The organism is Sulfurimonas sp. (genome assembly GCF_041583195.1).
Lineage (GTDB): Bacteria > Campylobacterota > Campylobacteria > Campylobacterales > Sulfurimonadaceae > Sulfurimonas.
The window spans coordinates 44170-58839 of sequence record NZ_JBFHGL010000005.1; the positions used below are offsets into that span (position 1 = coordinate 44170).

Consider the following 14670-nt stretch of genomic DNA (forward strand, 5'->3'; position numbering starts at 1 on the left):
AAATGAAAGCTCTGTTTATTGGTGGAATAAAAAGCGGTAAAAGTAAAAATGCAGAAGATTTTACTATAAAACACGCCAATAAAAAACCATACTACCTAGCTACTACAGAGTTTATTGACGATGAGATCGCCAAAAAAATAGAGCTTCATAAACTCCAAAGAGAAGACAATTTTATAACGATAGAAGAAGCTCTAAATCTATCTGAAAAAATCAAAGAATGTAACGAGATCGTTTTAGTAGAGTGCCTAAGTATGTGGATCAACAATATGCTTTACCATGAAAAAAGCCACGAAGAGATATTTTACGAGATCGACAAAATACTAAGTTTAGAAAACTCAATAGTCTTTGTTCTAAACGATGTTGGAAGTGGGATAATTCCAGAGAACAAACTTGCGCGTGAGTTTATAGATCTAAGCGGAATAATAGCTCAAAAAATAGCTTCAAAATGTGATGAAGTTTACCATACAATAGCAGGGATAAGTACAAAAATAAAATGAAAAATATACTAAAAGGTTTTGCACTATCAATCTCAATGTTAACTACTCTGCCATTTTTTAAAGTGCATGACTTTTTTAAAGGGATCAACGGTTATGCCGTTATGTTTTTTCCTTTCGTTGGTTTACTTATAGGCTTTATACTTATTTGTGTTTACTATATTCTTGATGGGTATATAGAACAAACGCATCTAAACATAATCATATTTGCACTAAGCATCCTACTAAGCGGTGCCCTTCACCTTGATGGTTTTGCAGACAGTGTTGATGGGCTTTATGTAAAAAAAGAGCAAGCATTGGAAGTTATGAGTGATCCTCATATCGGCGCAATGGGTATGATAATAACGGCCACGTTTTTAATCTTAAAAGCTTCAACGTTTATGCACTTAGAATCTGTTTTTCTGCTTCCTTTAGTGTTTATGCTATCACGTTTTAATGCAATTTTGGCGATCTATTTTTTCCCTTATGTAGGTGGTGGTATGGCAAAATTGGCAAAAGATGAATTTAGTAAAACGCATCTTATTTTGGGATCTGTTTTTGTTATATTGTTATCGCTTTATTTCTCTTGGCTACTACTTTTAGTTTCGCTTCTAACTGTACTGATTATATCTAGAGTTTTTGTTAAAAGATACGGCGGACTAAGCGGCGATATTTACGGTTTTATAATAGAGCTAAGTGAGCTTATACTTTTAAATGTCATAATATTTGGACTTATATGAGAGTAACACTTCTGCGCCACTGTGAGGTAGATGAAAAATATCTCGGATGCTATAACGGACACATAGATATAGGACTCTCAAAAAAAGGCTACGAACAGGCTGAAGTTCTGGCTAAAAAGCTTAAAAATGAAAATTATGACGGAGTATTTTGTTCGGATCTTCTGCGCGCTAAAGAGAGTATAAAATACTTTCAAAACCTAGAGAACATTTTCTATACCGATAAACTTAGAGAAAAGTCTTGGGGCGTGGATGAGGGAAAAAAATACGATCAGATCTGCCAAGAAAAAAATATAACTTATGAGAGTTTTGAGCAATGGATAGATGCTCTTGGAGGTGAGAGTGTTGAAGAGTTTTCAGCCAGAGTAAAAAACTTTTTTTTTGATTATCTCTCATCATCAAACTATGAAAATGTGTTAGTTATAACACACAGCGGTGTTATAAAAACGTTTTTCTCTCTGCTAAATAAAACTAGCTTAGAGAAAGCATTTTCACAAAAAGTGGAATATGCTTTTTGTGAAACAATTGAGTTTTAAAACTCTTCCTCTTTATACATGCCATCTTCAAAAAGAATAACTTTGTTCCTTCCTGTATTTTTAGCTTCATAAAGGGCAACGTCAGCATATTTTATGGCATGCCAAGGTGTATCGATCTGATCAGGGTACATAGACACACCTACACTTAATGTTTTTGAAAAAGTTTTGTCTTGAGCATTAAACTGTTTATTTGAAAAAGAGATTCTAATCTTATCCGCTATAGCTAGAGCATTTTCTTGACTTACATCAAACAGCAGTACCATAAACTCTTCACCACCATAGCGTATAGCCATATCAGAACCTTTAGTCTCCTTCTTCAAGACTTCTGCCAATACTTTTAAAACCCTGTCTCCTACATCGTGACCAAAGTTATCATTTACCTGTTTGAAAAAGTCCACGTCTATCATTAAAATCGCAAACTGTCTGTCTCTGTCTTTTAGATCTTCATCCATAAAGTTATCTAAAAAGCGTCTATTGTAAAGTTCTGTCATAGGATCTACCAGTGTAGAGTTTGTAAGGATCTGCATAAGCATCTTACTCTCTAATACAGGACGTGCAAGTTCAAAGTAGTTCTTGATGATTGGAATATGCTCTTGAACTCTCTGTAACTCTCTTAGTGAAGATGTTTGAATATGAACTACCAACTCGTAAGAATCATTTATATCAAAAGGCAGACATATAAAGTTACATTCACCTTCACAACAAACATCACATATATTTTCAAAGTCGCTTGAGAAAACATTTGTACTAGTTCTGAACGCTCTACAGTTCATAGATGAGAGTCCATAAACACCATCAGACCAATTATGACGTGTCTCATAGATAACTTTGCGCTCTTTTTTCTTTATATCTATCTCCATAAATACAAAGTTTTCTATACCAAATGATGTTTTTAATACATGAGCCAACCTGCGATAAATAGAGCCTTTATCAGGATCTAATTCTATTGTCTTTTTAAATCTGAAAATCTCTGAGAGTTCATTTAGTCTCTCAGCTACTTCTCCCGCTTCATTTGAAAGATTTGTTTTAACATGATGAGAAAAGTCACCTCTATATGCTTTAGAGATCCCAGCTTCCAAATCATCAAAAAGTTTTACATACGGATTTATATAGTGATTACCTATAAGCATAGCAATGAGTAAAAATACAATAGTTATAAGCATAATACGTAAGATAACATCTATACTTTCATCTTTTACATCTGAAATGTCTAAGTCCATACTTATTACACCAAGTACGTCTCCCTCTTTTGCATTTGTATGGCACTGCAAACAGTTGGGATTAGAATATTTTGTAGCTATATAAGGTATGGTAACACGCATAAAAATGTCATCATTTCTCTCATATATCTTTGTCATACTCTGTGCATTTTTTATAACTTTCTTTTCAATGTCGTCATACTGATATACGTCAACATGCCCCTTTCCAAACTGCTCAATAACATTTTTAGAACGCAAAACTCTTAAATTTTCAACTTCCTGATGACGCATCATATTGTCTAAAAACATAAAACGTTTGTCCATAGTTCCGTTAACCATGTGCGATGTTAAACTGTCACGTACAGACTCAGCAATAGAGTGTGCTTTTTCATCTGCAGACTTTTGACCAAACTTCATAAAGTTAAATGCCACGTTTGCCATAGTAGCAAGTGATAAAAATACTAATAAAAACCCAACTACAACTAATACTTTCTTGTTTGTACTCATGTTTCCCCAATTTAATATTATTTTTTAATTTTAACATGTTATAACTTACAATAGAAAAAAACATCATATTTAGTTTATACTTATATTTTCAAACTTTAAAGTTAGTCAGGCCGGAAAGAACTTATTTATAAAATATTTTAATAAAGTTTAAAGTCTACTATCTTTATAATGGTTGCTTATTTATCATAATATTTACAAAAAGGGCAAAGTAAGTATGATTAAAAGTATAAAGTCTAAAGTTGTAATCTCTTTATTATTAGTAAGTGTACTAGGCCTTATAGGGATGAGTACTTACCTATCAAACACTCTTCAAGAAATCTCAAACAGCACATCAAAAAAATCTCTAAATATGCTTAGCAAGTCTATTTTTCAAACAATGACAACAAGTATGATGATGGGGGATCCTCACATTGTTCAACAAACACTTAAAGATGCACAGCATATTGAGGGTATAGAACACTTAAGTATCTATAAATCTAAGGCTGTTCAAGAAACTTACGCACCAGATGAAAAATATACTAACGATGCCCTTATACGCGAAGTTTTAGAGAAAAAAGCCGTAAAAGTTATAGAAAAAACAGAAAATAATCACCATACGATTAGAATGATCAAACCTATGGTTGCAGAGGATAGATGTCTATCGTGTCACTACAATGTAACTCCTGGTTATGTTCTTGGTGCACTTGATTTAATTATATCACTTGATGAAAACGACAATAATATATCTAGCACTAACACTACACTTATAGTTACACTAGCTATTGCCAGTATATTATTCATTGCCGTTGCATTTATATTTTTTGCAAGAGAGATCTTCAGGCCACTACAAAGTTTAACTCAAAGGGTAGCTGACCTTGTAAGCGGAGATAAAGATTTAACTAAAAGGGTTGTTCATAATAACGATGATGAGTTTGCCGAAACTGCCAAAGAGGTAAATAACTTTATAGAGATGATCCAATCAACAATTCAAGATATAAAGTCTTTAGGTGAACAAAACTATGACATATCTTTAAAAATTGAGCAATCAAGTCATGTTATTCAAGCTACTACAAAAAAAGAGGGTGAGATAATAAATAAAGCCATCTTAAAAACTAAAACTATTGAAGATCTTTTATCTCAAAATATTAGTGCAGTTGAAGAGACACAGGAAAATGTTGAAGAAACTCAAAAACAACTCAATACTGCAAAAGAATCTCTTCTGTCTTTGTCTAACGAGGTTGATATATTTGTTGAATCAGAAAATGAACTCTCTCATGAACTTGTAGGACTAAAAAGTGATGCAGACAGTGTTAAAGATGTTCTAAATGTTATTAAAGATATAGCTGAGCAAACAAACTTACTTGCTTTAAATGCAGCTATAGAAGCTGCTCGTGCAGGTGAACACGGTCGTGGTTTTGCCGTAGTTGCTGATGAAGTTCGTAAACTGGCTGAACGTACTACAAAAAGTCTGAGTGAGATAGATATGAACGTAAGTACAATCGTTCAGTCTATAAACGATGTAAGTGATAAAATGCAGACTAATGCATCTAATATAGAGAGTTTATCTAATATTTCACATGAAGTTGAAGAAAAAATCGATCACACGGCACAAGCTATTATACACTCAAACAACATAGCAACTCAATCAGCCGAAAACTCTAGAGAGATGTCAGGCAATATTAATGAGATAATTGAAGATATCAACTCAATAGAAGCACTTTCAAGCTCAAATAATACAAGTACGAAAGATATTGAAGCTCAGCTAAAAAGCTTAGTTGGAACTGCTAAAAAACTTGAGGATATGTTAAACCAATTTAAAAGTTAACAGAGGGTTTTAAGCCCTTCTGTTACGTCTGCGGTTTTTAACCCCAAAATTTTTCTTATAACATGAGTTACATATGTTGTACTTAGTGTTTGGTGGCAGAGTAGCTCCACACATCTTACATGAATGAACAAAACCGCTTTGATGAAGAGAATTTTCAATATACTTATTTAAAGTAGCACGATAACGTCTAGCTTTTTCCTGATCTAAAAAATAATCCCCAAATCTGTAAGATAACCATAGGTATAGTGAGATCTCTTTAACCATATCTTCTGCGAGCAGTAGATCCTGAGTAGTTCTTGCATAGTTTCCGACAAGCTGTGGAGGTATATAATCGATTGAGCGTTTTTGTTCAATCTTTCTAATATAGCTCTCGTAAACCGAAACGATATATGGAGACTTAAGTGTAAGCGGAGCACATGCAAGATGATACTTTGTAGCAATATCAAGATCATGCTCATCCGTTATTTTAGAAGCTTCGAGCATATCTTCTAGGTTTGAGGCTTTAAATGGACCGCTAAACTCCATATTTTTAACAAAGAACTTGAGGACTTCAAAAAGTGAGTTCTCTTCAAGTATGTTCGATACAAGCTGTATATGACCAAGATTTGCCATCACCTTAAAAGGTATCTCTATTTTTTGTGCCTCTTTATAGAAGTTTTTATGGATAATACTTAAAACATCACTATATAAGGCACCAACATACCCCTCTTCGTTTAAACCATACCTTCCTGCACGCCCTGAAATTTGATGAATTTCACTCGCTGTTAACTCCCTGTCTCTGACACCGTCAAACTTCATAGCTTTTGAAAAAAGAAGTGTCTTAATAGGAAGGTTAAGACCCATAGCAATCGCATCTGTAGCTATCAGCAGTTCAGTCTCACCTTCACGAAACTTTCTAGCTTCTTCACGTCTAACTTCAGGCGAGAGGTTTCCATACACTACACTTATATTAAAATACTTTGAAAAGTCTTGTTTTAATCTGAGTACGTCTTTTCTTGAAAAAGCTATGATCGCACTGCCTTTTTGCACATCTTTTATATCTGTAGGTGTATCTAAAAGTTTTAAAGGGTTTTTACGTTCAAACTCTATGATCTCAAGCTCTTCACCCAAATACTCTGCTAAGGCTATAACTGCATCTTTTGCATTTGGTGAACCTGTCATAATAATCTCGCTTGCCGGTGCTCCAATGATGGCATTTGCCCAAGCCCATCCACGATCACGATCACCTATCATCTGAACTTCATCAATTACACATACATCTACATCCACTTCAAAGTTTACCATCTCTATGGTTGAGCTTATATGTGTAGCATCTTCATCTATGATCTGCTCTTCACCTGTTATTAAAGAGACATCAATACCGTCATCTCTTAAACCCTCATATCCTTCAAGTGCTAAAAGTCTAAGAGGTGCAAGATAGTACCCGGTATCTGCAGCTTTTAGTTTTTCCATAGCTTCATATGTCTTACCGCTGTTTGTCGGTCCTATATGAAGAGTAAGTTTTCTTTTGTTTGCACGAGCAAGTGGAAAAAGGTTTTTAAAATCCCTGATAGTTTGAGCTAAAAGTGCATGTTTTTGTGCCTTTATTATCTCACCCTGTATAGAGTAAATAAAGCGTTTTTTCACTTTTCTTGCTACTTTTGGCGTGATAATTAAAGAGGTCGGTAAAATATCTAAAAGATGTTCATATATCTTTTTGTACATAGCTTCATCTGTTAAATTAAGTGTAGAGGCTAGTTTTTTACACTCATCTATTAACGATTCCAATTCCTCTAAAAAATGTTTTTCATGTTCGGCTTTAGAATCTGTTAAGACCTCATCAAATTCTATCTCTTCATCTCTCCATACTGCCTGTAAAAAAGGATCTACCTCTATGTGCAGGTCTAGTTTATACTTGAATCTATCTTCTAAATACGGAAGTGTTATATACTCCTCTACTTCAAGCATCAACTCTTCATTGTGAATATCCAAAGATACAAGACTCAGATGTTTTGACAATATATCTTTGATAATTTCCTCTTTTATAAGCGGATATTCGTGCAGAGGCTTTGGAGGAGAAGATCTTAAAGATGCGACAATATCTTTTTCACTTAAAATAGAATGTGGATTTGGGATAGAATTTATAAACTCATTTATCTTCTCTTGAAAATTTTGTTTTGTAAACTCCTTATCACCCTCAATCTCTTTTATAAGTTCCTCTTTGTCCGTTTCAGCCAAGTGTGATGATTCATACTTTTTAGTGTTTAAAGTATGTATTTTATGAAAACTCTGTCCCAATAGTACATAATGAATATCTGCATTAAACTCTAATGAGTCATCAATATCAAATATGCCATCTACCTCTTTTTGGATCTCCATCATCTTTTGTTCATGACGTATGTATTGAAGTTTTGAGAAGATCTTATTAGGAGTTATTTTTTTTGCTTTTAATGAAGCAAATTCACCGTAGATCTGAGTTGTTTCCTCTTTAGTCAATGTATATTCTTGTAAAAGTTCGTCTATCTTATCAAGAGTTGATTCATCTGGTTCTTTAGGTTTTTGGCTAAAGTATATTTTTCCGTTGTTTACAAAAAAATCTAAAATAAGTTTTCTTACCGTACTATCTGCTTCACTCCATACCATTCTCGCAGTTTTTACTAGTATATCTTTTGAATGTGCGACTTCATATATACCAAGATAGTGAAAAAGCTCACTAAGAGTTTCACTCTCTACACGTTCAACACCTACGTCAAACGGATCGTCATCAAAGTATCTTCTAATCTTCTGATTAATTTTTGTATTTTTCTTATTTTTCTTAGACATAGTATAATTTTATCCAAGTAATTATAAAAGAAAAGGCTTATTATGAGCTATCCTGATGAATGGACACAAAAAGAGTTTTTAGAAAATAAAAAAAAGCTTGAAAAAGAGGGTATTGAAGTTGTACTTATAGATACAATTTTATCGCCTATAGAAAAAGCGGATACGGTTGTGTATAACCCTTATGAACTTAGCAACTATCCAGACGGTAGTGTTTTCGTTTTTTACTGCGATACAGGTAAGGCTACATTTGATAGACTAAACGAATATAGAAAAAAATTTCCAAACAAACACTGCATTTCTCTAAAAGGCGGAAGAGGTTATTGGAGAAAAAATATGATGGTATTTGATGATAACGAATAAACATGCAGAAGATTTTATACAAGCACTAGATGAAAGTCGTTTTTATGATGCCCACGAAGTCTTAGAAGAGTTATGGTTTGACAATAGAAAGAACCCTACTAATGAAGTAAATCTTTTAAGAGGTTTTATAAATGCTGCCGTTAGTTTTGAACTTAACAAACGCGGAAAAACTGAAGCCAGCAAGCGTGTTTGGAGGAACTATTTAAAATACCGCCAACTAGTATTTAAAACAGGTTCAAACAAGGTAAAGATATACTACAATATATCTCTATATATAGATAATCTTTATAAAAAAACTCAGCTATTTTAGTGATTGACGCTCAAAAAATCTTAAAAAAACAAATGATAAAAAAGCTAAAAAAGCAGCAGTTAAGAACAGATATTCAGGAAAGTACTCATATACATATCCACTATATAATGCTCCAACAAAAGCCCCAAGTCCATAGGTAATACCCGAAAACATCTGCTGAGCTAAAGATTTATGTCTGTAAAGTGAGAACAGATATGAAATAGCCGCCGAATGAAACAGTGCAAAGCTTAATGCGTGCAGAGCCTGAGAGAAGAAAAGCATATACAAGTTTTGCGGAAATAAAAATACTAAAAACCATCTAAATGCCGTAGCAAATGTGGTTACCTGTAAAACTAAAAGAAGATTTTTTTGTAAAAATCTCCCTTGATAAAAGAGCATAAATACTTCAACTATTACACCAAAGCTCCATAAGTATATTGTCATATCCAAACTAATGCCCGCATCGGTTTCATAAATAGTAAAAAAGTTGTAAAAAGGACCAAAAGCAACCTGCATTAGAGTAAGCCCCAGCCATAATCTCCAATCTTTTAAAAGATTTATATCATTGTCTTCTTTGCTTGTTCTGTTAAGTGTGTCTTTTTGCCCTCTTACAATTATAAATGAGCTAAAAACCGTTAAAAATGTTAGTGCTAAAAGATATGTTAAAGCAGTTGAAGGTACCGATAAAAATTTCACCAATACAAGTGCGACTAGTATAAAGCCGATAGAACCGAACAACCTAATCTTTCCATAACGCTCTTTGCCTAAATGGTTTAATGATATAACTTCAATATATGGCAATACTAAACTAAGCCCTATTCCGATACCTATGTTCGAGAAAAGAAGTCTGTAAAAACTCTCTAGTGAAAAATAAAAAGATGTAGCTGAACTAAGTAAAATTATAAGAGCTATATTAAAACTTCTGGTATCAAGTTTTAAACCCTTTATAAAAAGAAAAGGCACCACAAAACGTACAAGTGGAGCTGCTGCGAAAATTATGCCGATCTCACTAGCACTATAACCGCTTAAGTTGAGTACTTTTGGTAAGAAAATAACATATACACCGATAAGTGCAAAATAAAAAAAGTAAAATAATGATAATAATATTTGCATGTGAAATTATATCCTAGCAACTAAGTAAATGTATTAATAAAAATATAAAAAAAATAATGTTAACATAATCTGTTATCAACATAAAAATCATATAAACAAATATCACAAAAAGGATGTCTTATGCTTATGGAGATGAGAGAACAAGACTTTATCGTATCTAAAACAGATACAAAAGGTAAGATAACTTATGTAAATAAAATTTTTATGGATATGGCGGAGTATAAGGAAGATGAACTACTTGGAAAGCCCCATAGTATAGTAAGACATCCTAAAATGCCAAAAGCCGTTTTCAAACTTCTTTGGGATTACGTAAAAGAAAAAAAAGAAATTTTTGCTTTTGTTATAAATAAAACAAAAAACTCAAATGCTTATTGGGTTTATGCGAATGTTACCGCATCTTTAGATGAAAGAGGTAATATCATAGGTTATTACTCAGTTAGGAGAAAACCAAATCCTGAAGCTATAAAGATCATAGAACCGCTTTATGAAAAAATGGTTGAAGCAGAAAAAACAGGCGGTGTAGAGGCATCTACAAAAATACTAGAAGATCTATTACATGAAAAAGGGGTATCTTATGATGAACTTATCATCTCAATTCAAGGCTAATAACTTCCTTATTGTTTTTATAGCTTTAATTGCTATAGGAATATACGGAATTGTAAAAGTAGATTATATCCTGGCTTCAGTGAGCATTGTTATAGCTATTATCTCTGTCTTTATACCTCAAGCAAAACAGACTAATGAGAGTTCAAAACTTTTTCAAAATGCTAAAGTCGTATTAAAAGAGGCAGCGCAGGGAAAACTGGAAGGACGTATCACACATATACCTGATGATGATTCGGAACTTTCTCACTTTGCTTGGGATATAAACGACTTACTTGATCAACTAGAAGCATTTATGCGTGACACTCAAACAACAATTAAAAATGCCTCTGTAGGTAAAACATTTAGAAAAAATTATACATCAGGTCTGCATGGTCTATTTCAAGTTACTGCAAGAGAATTAAGCGGAGCTATACACTCTATTGCGGCAGGTTATGAGACAAAACTAAAAGGTGAACTATCAGCTGAATTAAGTTCCCTTGGCGGTGGTATAGGTGATGGACTTAGTACCATACAAAACGATCTTATAAAATCTGAAGAGGAAGCTACACAAATTGTATCATTATCAGATAATACAGCTAAACAATCTAAAGAGAGTTTAAGCAGTGTTATAGATATTACTAAAAGATTAAATAATCTCGTAGAGCTTATATCTTCTTCACACGAAGCTATTATCTCTCTAGAAGGTAGAAGTAAGGAGATCTCCGAAGTAGTTGGGTTAATCAAAGAGATTGCCGATCAGACAAATCTTCTTGCACTTAATGCTGCTATTGAAGCGGCACGTGCAGGTGAACACGGTCGCGGATTTGCGGTAGTTGCCGATGAGGTTCGTAAACTGGCTGAGCGTACACAAAAAGCAACTACAGAGATAGAAATAACCATCTCTAGCTTGCAGCAAGAAGCAAATGATATGAGGTCAAATTCCGACAATATATCAGATATAGCGAACAACACAACAGAAGTTATAGGAAATTTTGAGAACACATTTGAAGAGATGAATAAGTTTGCACAAGAATCATCTGGTGTTGCTTTAGGAGTACAGAATAGACTTTATACAACACTTGTAAAAGTTGATCATATCCTATTTAAGTCAAATGCTTATTCGGCTACTCTTGAACAAAACAAATCATATACTGTTGTAGATCATCACAACTGTAGAATGGGTAAATGGTACATAGGTAACGGTAAAGAAAGATTTGGTCATCTAAAGTCATTTGAAGCTTTAGATATACCTCATAGTGAAGTTCACAATAATGTAAAACTCGTAGGTAATTTTATTCAAGATGGTACTGTGTTAAAATATGACAATCCTAAAAAAATAGTAAAATATTTTGCCGATATGGAAGAAAGTTCTAAAAAATTATTTGTTATACTTGATGAAATGTTAGCTGAGTATAATAAGTAATCACATTTTTGTGATATTTATTTATGTTAAGTAGTTCTTAAGAAATTGTTTACCTTTATTTAGTACAATTACAGTATCTCAATTATGTTTCCCCCTTTTTACATAAGCGAGACAAGATAATCTTAATAATTATTTTGACTTCAGCTAAGTTTTTCCCCTTTTTTATACACTTAGCTGAAGTACTATTTCTATCACATTTTACATATAATAAAAAATAATATCACTTTAAAGCACTATTACAGCTAACTATGATAAAATCTTATAATTAAATCTAATAGGTAGCTTAAATATGAAAATTAACTCATTAAAAAACTCGTTTAGAATCTCCCTAACTGCCATAACTATAAGTTTATTTATAGTCTTTTATTTCTTCTCTTCTTACATACATACAAACTTAACTATTGAAGAGAATCAAAAGATATCTGAATCTTTATCTAAACAAGTATTTAATTCAATGTATCAAGTTATGAGAAAGGGTTGGAGCCGAAAAGATTTAAAAAAATTTTTAGATGAAACAAAAAGCTCATTTGACGGTTCAAACTATGATGTAGAGATTTTCCGTGGGGAGAAAGTTGAGAAAATTTTCGGAGAAATAGAACAAAACAAAATTACAAAAGATGTACAAAAAGTATTTGATACAAAAACAAAACTATCAAGTTCTACAAATGAATCAACTAAAATAATTACGCCTATCATAGCCAAAAACGAATGTGTAAAATGCCATGTAAATGTTACAGAAGGAGATATATTAGGTGTAGTTAGAGTTGAGTATAACTTTAAAGACATTATAGAAAATACAAAACATAAATACTTTATATTCTCTTTGATCATTCTTCCTCTAATGATTGTCATAGTGTACTTTTTAGCCAAAAACCTTCTTAATAAAATAAATCTATCTCTTAATTCGTTTGAAGATAAAGTTAACAGTATCAACAGTGTAAAAGACTTTAAAAAAATAGAGGTGTGTAAAGACAAGAAAACTTATGTAGAGTTTGATAAAGTAATACAAGGGTTAAATACCCTAAGCCAAAAACTAAAAGATATCGCCGTAGATAAAGATATTTTAGAGTTTGAAGTTAAGCTGCTTGATAAGATGATCATTACGTCAGATATTATTAAAGACTGGAAAGAGTATATAAAAGATCTCTTACATGAGATCAATATAGTCCTTCCTGTTTATTGTTTAATAACTATTTTTAAAACTGAAAATGAGCACTATGAGATAGAGATATTTTGGTATGGGAAACCTGAAGAGAACCTACTTGAACATTTAAACGAAGTTGCTAAAAAAATGATACTGGATCATCACCATTTAGAAGATGCAGAATGTAATATAAACCATAATTTCAGCGAAGAGAATATATGTTTAACAAAATTGGCCATTGATGATATTGAGCATGAAGCAAAATCTATACTTTTAGACGCACCAAAAATCGGTGGTATAGTTGGGCTTGGCGTACAGTCAAAACTTGAAAAAGATTCGGTTCACTCTATAGTGATCGATTCAATTTTAACAACTCTTCTTAATCTTGTAGGTTCAATAAAAGCTATAAACAAATATACCGAAAACCTCGAGTTTTATGCTACAAGAGATCCTCTAACTGGACTTTTTTCACAAAGAGTTTTTAGAGATCTACTTGAATATGAAGTAAAAAGAGCCAATAGCCACAAATACGAATTTGGTGTAATCGTAATTGATTGTGATAACTTTAAACCAATAAATGACACATACGGTCATAGCTTTGGAGATGAATTCTTAAAAGCTTTTGCAAATTTACTTGAAAATTCAAAAAGACCAGAAGATATTCTTTCAAGATACGGTGGAGATGAATTTACTCTTGTAATTCCTGAGAGCACTATAAACGAAACATATACGGTTGCAAAAAGAATACTTGAAAATGTTGAAAAATTTGAGCTTACTGCACCTGATGGTACGATCACAAGTATGACAGTATCTATAGGGATTGCCCAATACCCTGAACACTCACAAAATGAGAAAGAGCTTTTTGATATAGCCGACTCTATGATGTATAAAGCTAAGTACGAGGGTAAAAACTCTGTTAGATATCCAAATGAAACAGATATAGAAGAGATACACCAAAAGATGGAGGACCAGTCTATTATAGTTTTAGATGCTATAAAACATGAAAAAATAGTCCCTCACTTTCAACCTATAATGAACGCCTCTACTGATAAAATAGAGATAAATGAACTTCTTATGAGAATAGAGCTTGACGGGGATATTATATCAGCCGGAAAATTTATCGAAACAGCGGAGTCTCTTGGTATTGTGCACCAGATGGACTATATGGTTATAGAAGCTGCATTTAAAAAGATCAAAGAGGAAAACTATAAAGGACTAATGTTCATTAACCTCTCTCCAAAAGCTTTAATGATAGGTGAGTTTATAAATAAAATAGTATTACTTACTACAAAGTACGGTATAAACCGTGAGCAAATCGTATTTGAAATAACAGAGAGGGAAACGGTTAAAAGCTTCTCTTTACTTGAAAAATTTGTTCAAAATTTAAAAGCTGAAGGCTTTAGTTTCGCAATTGATGATTTTGGTTCAGGTTTCTCAAGCTTTCACTATATAAAAAGATTCCCGATCGATTATATAAAAATCGACGGTGACTTTATTGTGAATCTTCATAACGATAAAAAAGATTTAGCTTTTGTTAAATCTATAATATCTTTAGCAAAAGAGCTTAATGTAAAAACTATCGCAGAGTTTGTAGAAAACGAAGATGTACTACAGTTTTTAAAAGATATAGAGATCGACTATGTTCAAGGCTTCCATATTGGAAAACCTTCCAAAGTGTTGAAAAATTGATAATAATTT

12 protein-coding genes are annotated in these 14670 nt (G+C 32.7%); 9 read left to right on the forward strand and 3 right to left on the reverse strand.

The genetic code is table 11. The features are described from left to right. Nucleotides 1-2: 2 nt before the first annotated feature. From ABZA65_RS06125 to ABZA65_RS06135, 3 genes are read left to right on the forward strand one after another with little or no spacing between them, the layout of a single operon-like run. Entirely contained in the window at nt 3-497 is a 495-nt protein-coding gene (locus ABZA65_RS06125; RefSeq protein ID WP_373071733.1) for a bifunctional adenosylcobinamide kinase/adenosylcobinamide-phosphate guanylyltransferase, read from the forward strand. Further along, complete coding sequence (locus ABZA65_RS06130; RefSeq protein WP_373071735.1) at nt 494-1213, forward strand: adenosylcobinamide-GDP ribazoletransferase; 720 nt, start codon at nt 494-496, stop codon at nt 1211-1213. The genes ABZA65_RS06125 and ABZA65_RS06130 overlap by 4 nt, the downstream gene beginning before the upstream one ends. After that, entirely contained in the window at nt 1210-1746 is a 537-nt protein-coding gene (locus ABZA65_RS06135) for a histidine phosphatase family protein (RefSeq protein ID WP_373071737.1), read from the forward strand. Before ABZA65_RS06130 ends, ABZA65_RS06135 begins: the two co-directional genes overlap by 4 nt. Here ABZA65_RS06135 and ABZA65_RS06140 read toward each other — a convergent pair. Continuing rightward, the gene (locus tag ABZA65_RS06140) at nt 1743-3452 is read right to left on the reverse strand and encodes a diguanylate cyclase (RefSeq protein WP_373071739.1); all 1710 of its coding nucleotides are present in this window, start codon (nt 3450-3452) and stop codon (nt 1743-1745) included. The genes ABZA65_RS06135 and ABZA65_RS06140 overlap by 4 nt on opposite strands. Nucleotides 3453-3666: 214 nt before the next feature. Here ABZA65_RS06140 and ABZA65_RS06145 point away from each other — a divergent pair, with 214 nt between their 5' ends. Next, nucleotides 3667-5256, forward strand: coding sequence for a methyl-accepting chemotaxis protein (locus ABZA65_RS06145; RefSeq protein WP_373071741.1), 1590 nt, complete (start codon nt 3667-3669; stop codon nt 5254-5256). 9 nt (nt 5257-5265) lie between these two features. Here ABZA65_RS06145 and ABZA65_RS06150 read toward each other — a convergent pair whose 3' ends face one another. Continuing rightward, nucleotides 5266-8058, reverse strand: a complete 2793-nt coding sequence (locus ABZA65_RS06150; RefSeq protein ID WP_373071743.1) for an SUV3 C-terminal domain-containing protein — start codon at nt 8056-8058, stop codon at nt 5266-5268. Nucleotides 8059-8100: 42 nt separating this feature from the next. On the opposite strand from ABZA65_RS06150, the gene ABZA65_RS06155 reads away from it, so the two are divergent. Both ABZA65_RS06155 and ABZA65_RS06160 read left to right on the forward strand, forming a co-directional pair. Beyond that, nucleotides 8101-8418 (forward strand): hypothetical protein, encoded by a 318-nt coding sequence (locus tag ABZA65_RS06155; RefSeq protein ID WP_373071745.1) that lies wholly within the window; start codon nt 8101-8103, stop codon nt 8416-8418. Then, nucleotides 8405-8728, forward strand: coding sequence for a DUF309 domain-containing protein (locus ABZA65_RS06160; protein WP_373071747.1), 324 nt, complete (start codon nt 8405-8407; stop codon nt 8726-8728). The genes ABZA65_RS06155 and ABZA65_RS06160 overlap by 14 nt, the downstream gene beginning before the upstream one ends. On the opposite strand, the gene ABZA65_RS06165 is transcribed toward ABZA65_RS06160, so the two are convergent. Beyond that, nucleotides 8720-9820: an MFS transporter gene (locus ABZA65_RS06165; RefSeq protein ID WP_373071749.1), complete on the reverse strand. Its 1101-nt coding sequence runs from the start codon at nt 9818-9820 to the stop codon at nt 8720-8722. The genes ABZA65_RS06160 and ABZA65_RS06165 overlap by 9 nt on opposite strands. Nucleotides 9821-9940: 120 nt before the next feature. Here ABZA65_RS06165 and ABZA65_RS06170 point away from each other — a divergent pair, with 120 nt between their 5' ends. From ABZA65_RS06170 to ABZA65_RS06180, 3 genes are all read left to right on the forward strand, one after another. Continuing rightward, nucleotides 9941-10426 carry a PAS domain-containing protein gene (locus tag ABZA65_RS06170; protein WP_373071751.1) on the forward strand — a complete coding sequence of 162 codons (486 nt, stop codon included), beginning with the start codon at nt 9941-9943 and terminating at the stop codon, nt 10424-10426. Continuing rightward, on the forward strand, nt 10395-11828 hold the full coding sequence (locus ABZA65_RS06175) for a methyl-accepting chemotaxis protein (RefSeq protein ID WP_373071753.1): 1434 nt from the start codon (nt 10395-10397) through the stop codon (nt 11826-11828). The genes ABZA65_RS06170 and ABZA65_RS06175 overlap by 32 nt, the downstream gene beginning before the upstream one ends. A 289-nt stretch (nt 11829-12117) precedes the next feature. Then, a complete protein-coding gene (locus ABZA65_RS06180; RefSeq protein WP_373071755.1) occupies nt 12118-14661 on the forward strand; it encodes a putative bifunctional diguanylate cyclase/phosphodiesterase in 2544 nt (847 codons plus the stop codon). The last annotated feature ends 9 nt before the right edge of the window (nt 14662-14670 follow it).

Excerpts from the sequence above, each read along its gene's own strand:
- ABZA65_RS06130 (WP_373071735.1), top strand. The coding sequence starts at position 494 with ATGAAAAATATACTAAAAGGTTTTGCACTATCAATCTCAATGTTAACT.
- ABZA65_RS06145 (WP_373071741.1), top strand. The coding sequence starts at position 3,667 with ATGATTAAAAGTATAAAGTCTAAAGTTGTAATCTCTTTATTATTAGTA.
- ABZA65_RS06175 (WP_373071753.1), top strand. The coding sequence starts at position 10,395 with ATGATGAACTTATCATCTCAATTCAAGGCTAATAACTTCCTTATTGTT.
- ABZA65_RS06150 (WP_373071743.1), bottom strand. The coding sequence starts at position 8,058 with ATGTCTAAGAAAAATAAGAAAAATACAAAAATTAATCAGAAGATTAGA.
- ABZA65_RS06170 (WP_373071751.1), top strand. The coding sequence starts at position 9,941 with ATGCTTATGGAGATGAGAGAACAAGACTTTATCGTATCTAAAACAGAT.
- ABZA65_RS06125 (WP_373071733.1), top strand. The coding sequence starts at position 3 with ATGAAAGCTCTGTTTATTGGTGGAATAAAAAGCGGTAAAAGTAAAAAT.
- ABZA65_RS06155 (WP_373071745.1), top strand. The coding sequence starts at position 8,101 with ATGAGCTATCCTGATGAATGGACACAAAAAGAGTTTTTAGAAAATAAA.
- ABZA65_RS06135 (WP_373071737.1), top strand. The coding sequence starts at position 1,210 with ATGAGAGTAACACTTCTGCGCCACTGTGAGGTAGATGAAAAATATCTC.
- ABZA65_RS06165 (WP_373071749.1), bottom strand. The coding sequence starts at position 9,820 with ATGCAAATATTATTATCATTATTTTACTTTTTTTATTTTGCACTTATC.
- ABZA65_RS06180 (WP_373071755.1), top strand. The coding sequence starts at position 12,118 with ATGAAAATTAACTCATTAAAAAACTCGTTTAGAATCTCCCTAACTGCC.
- ABZA65_RS06140 (WP_373071739.1), bottom strand. The coding sequence starts at position 3,452 with ATGAGTACAAACAAGAAAGTATTAGTTGTAGTTGGGTTTTTATTAGTA.
- ABZA65_RS06160 (WP_373071747.1), top strand. The coding sequence starts at position 8,405 with ATGATAACGAATAAACATGCAGAAGATTTTATACAAGCACTAGATGAA.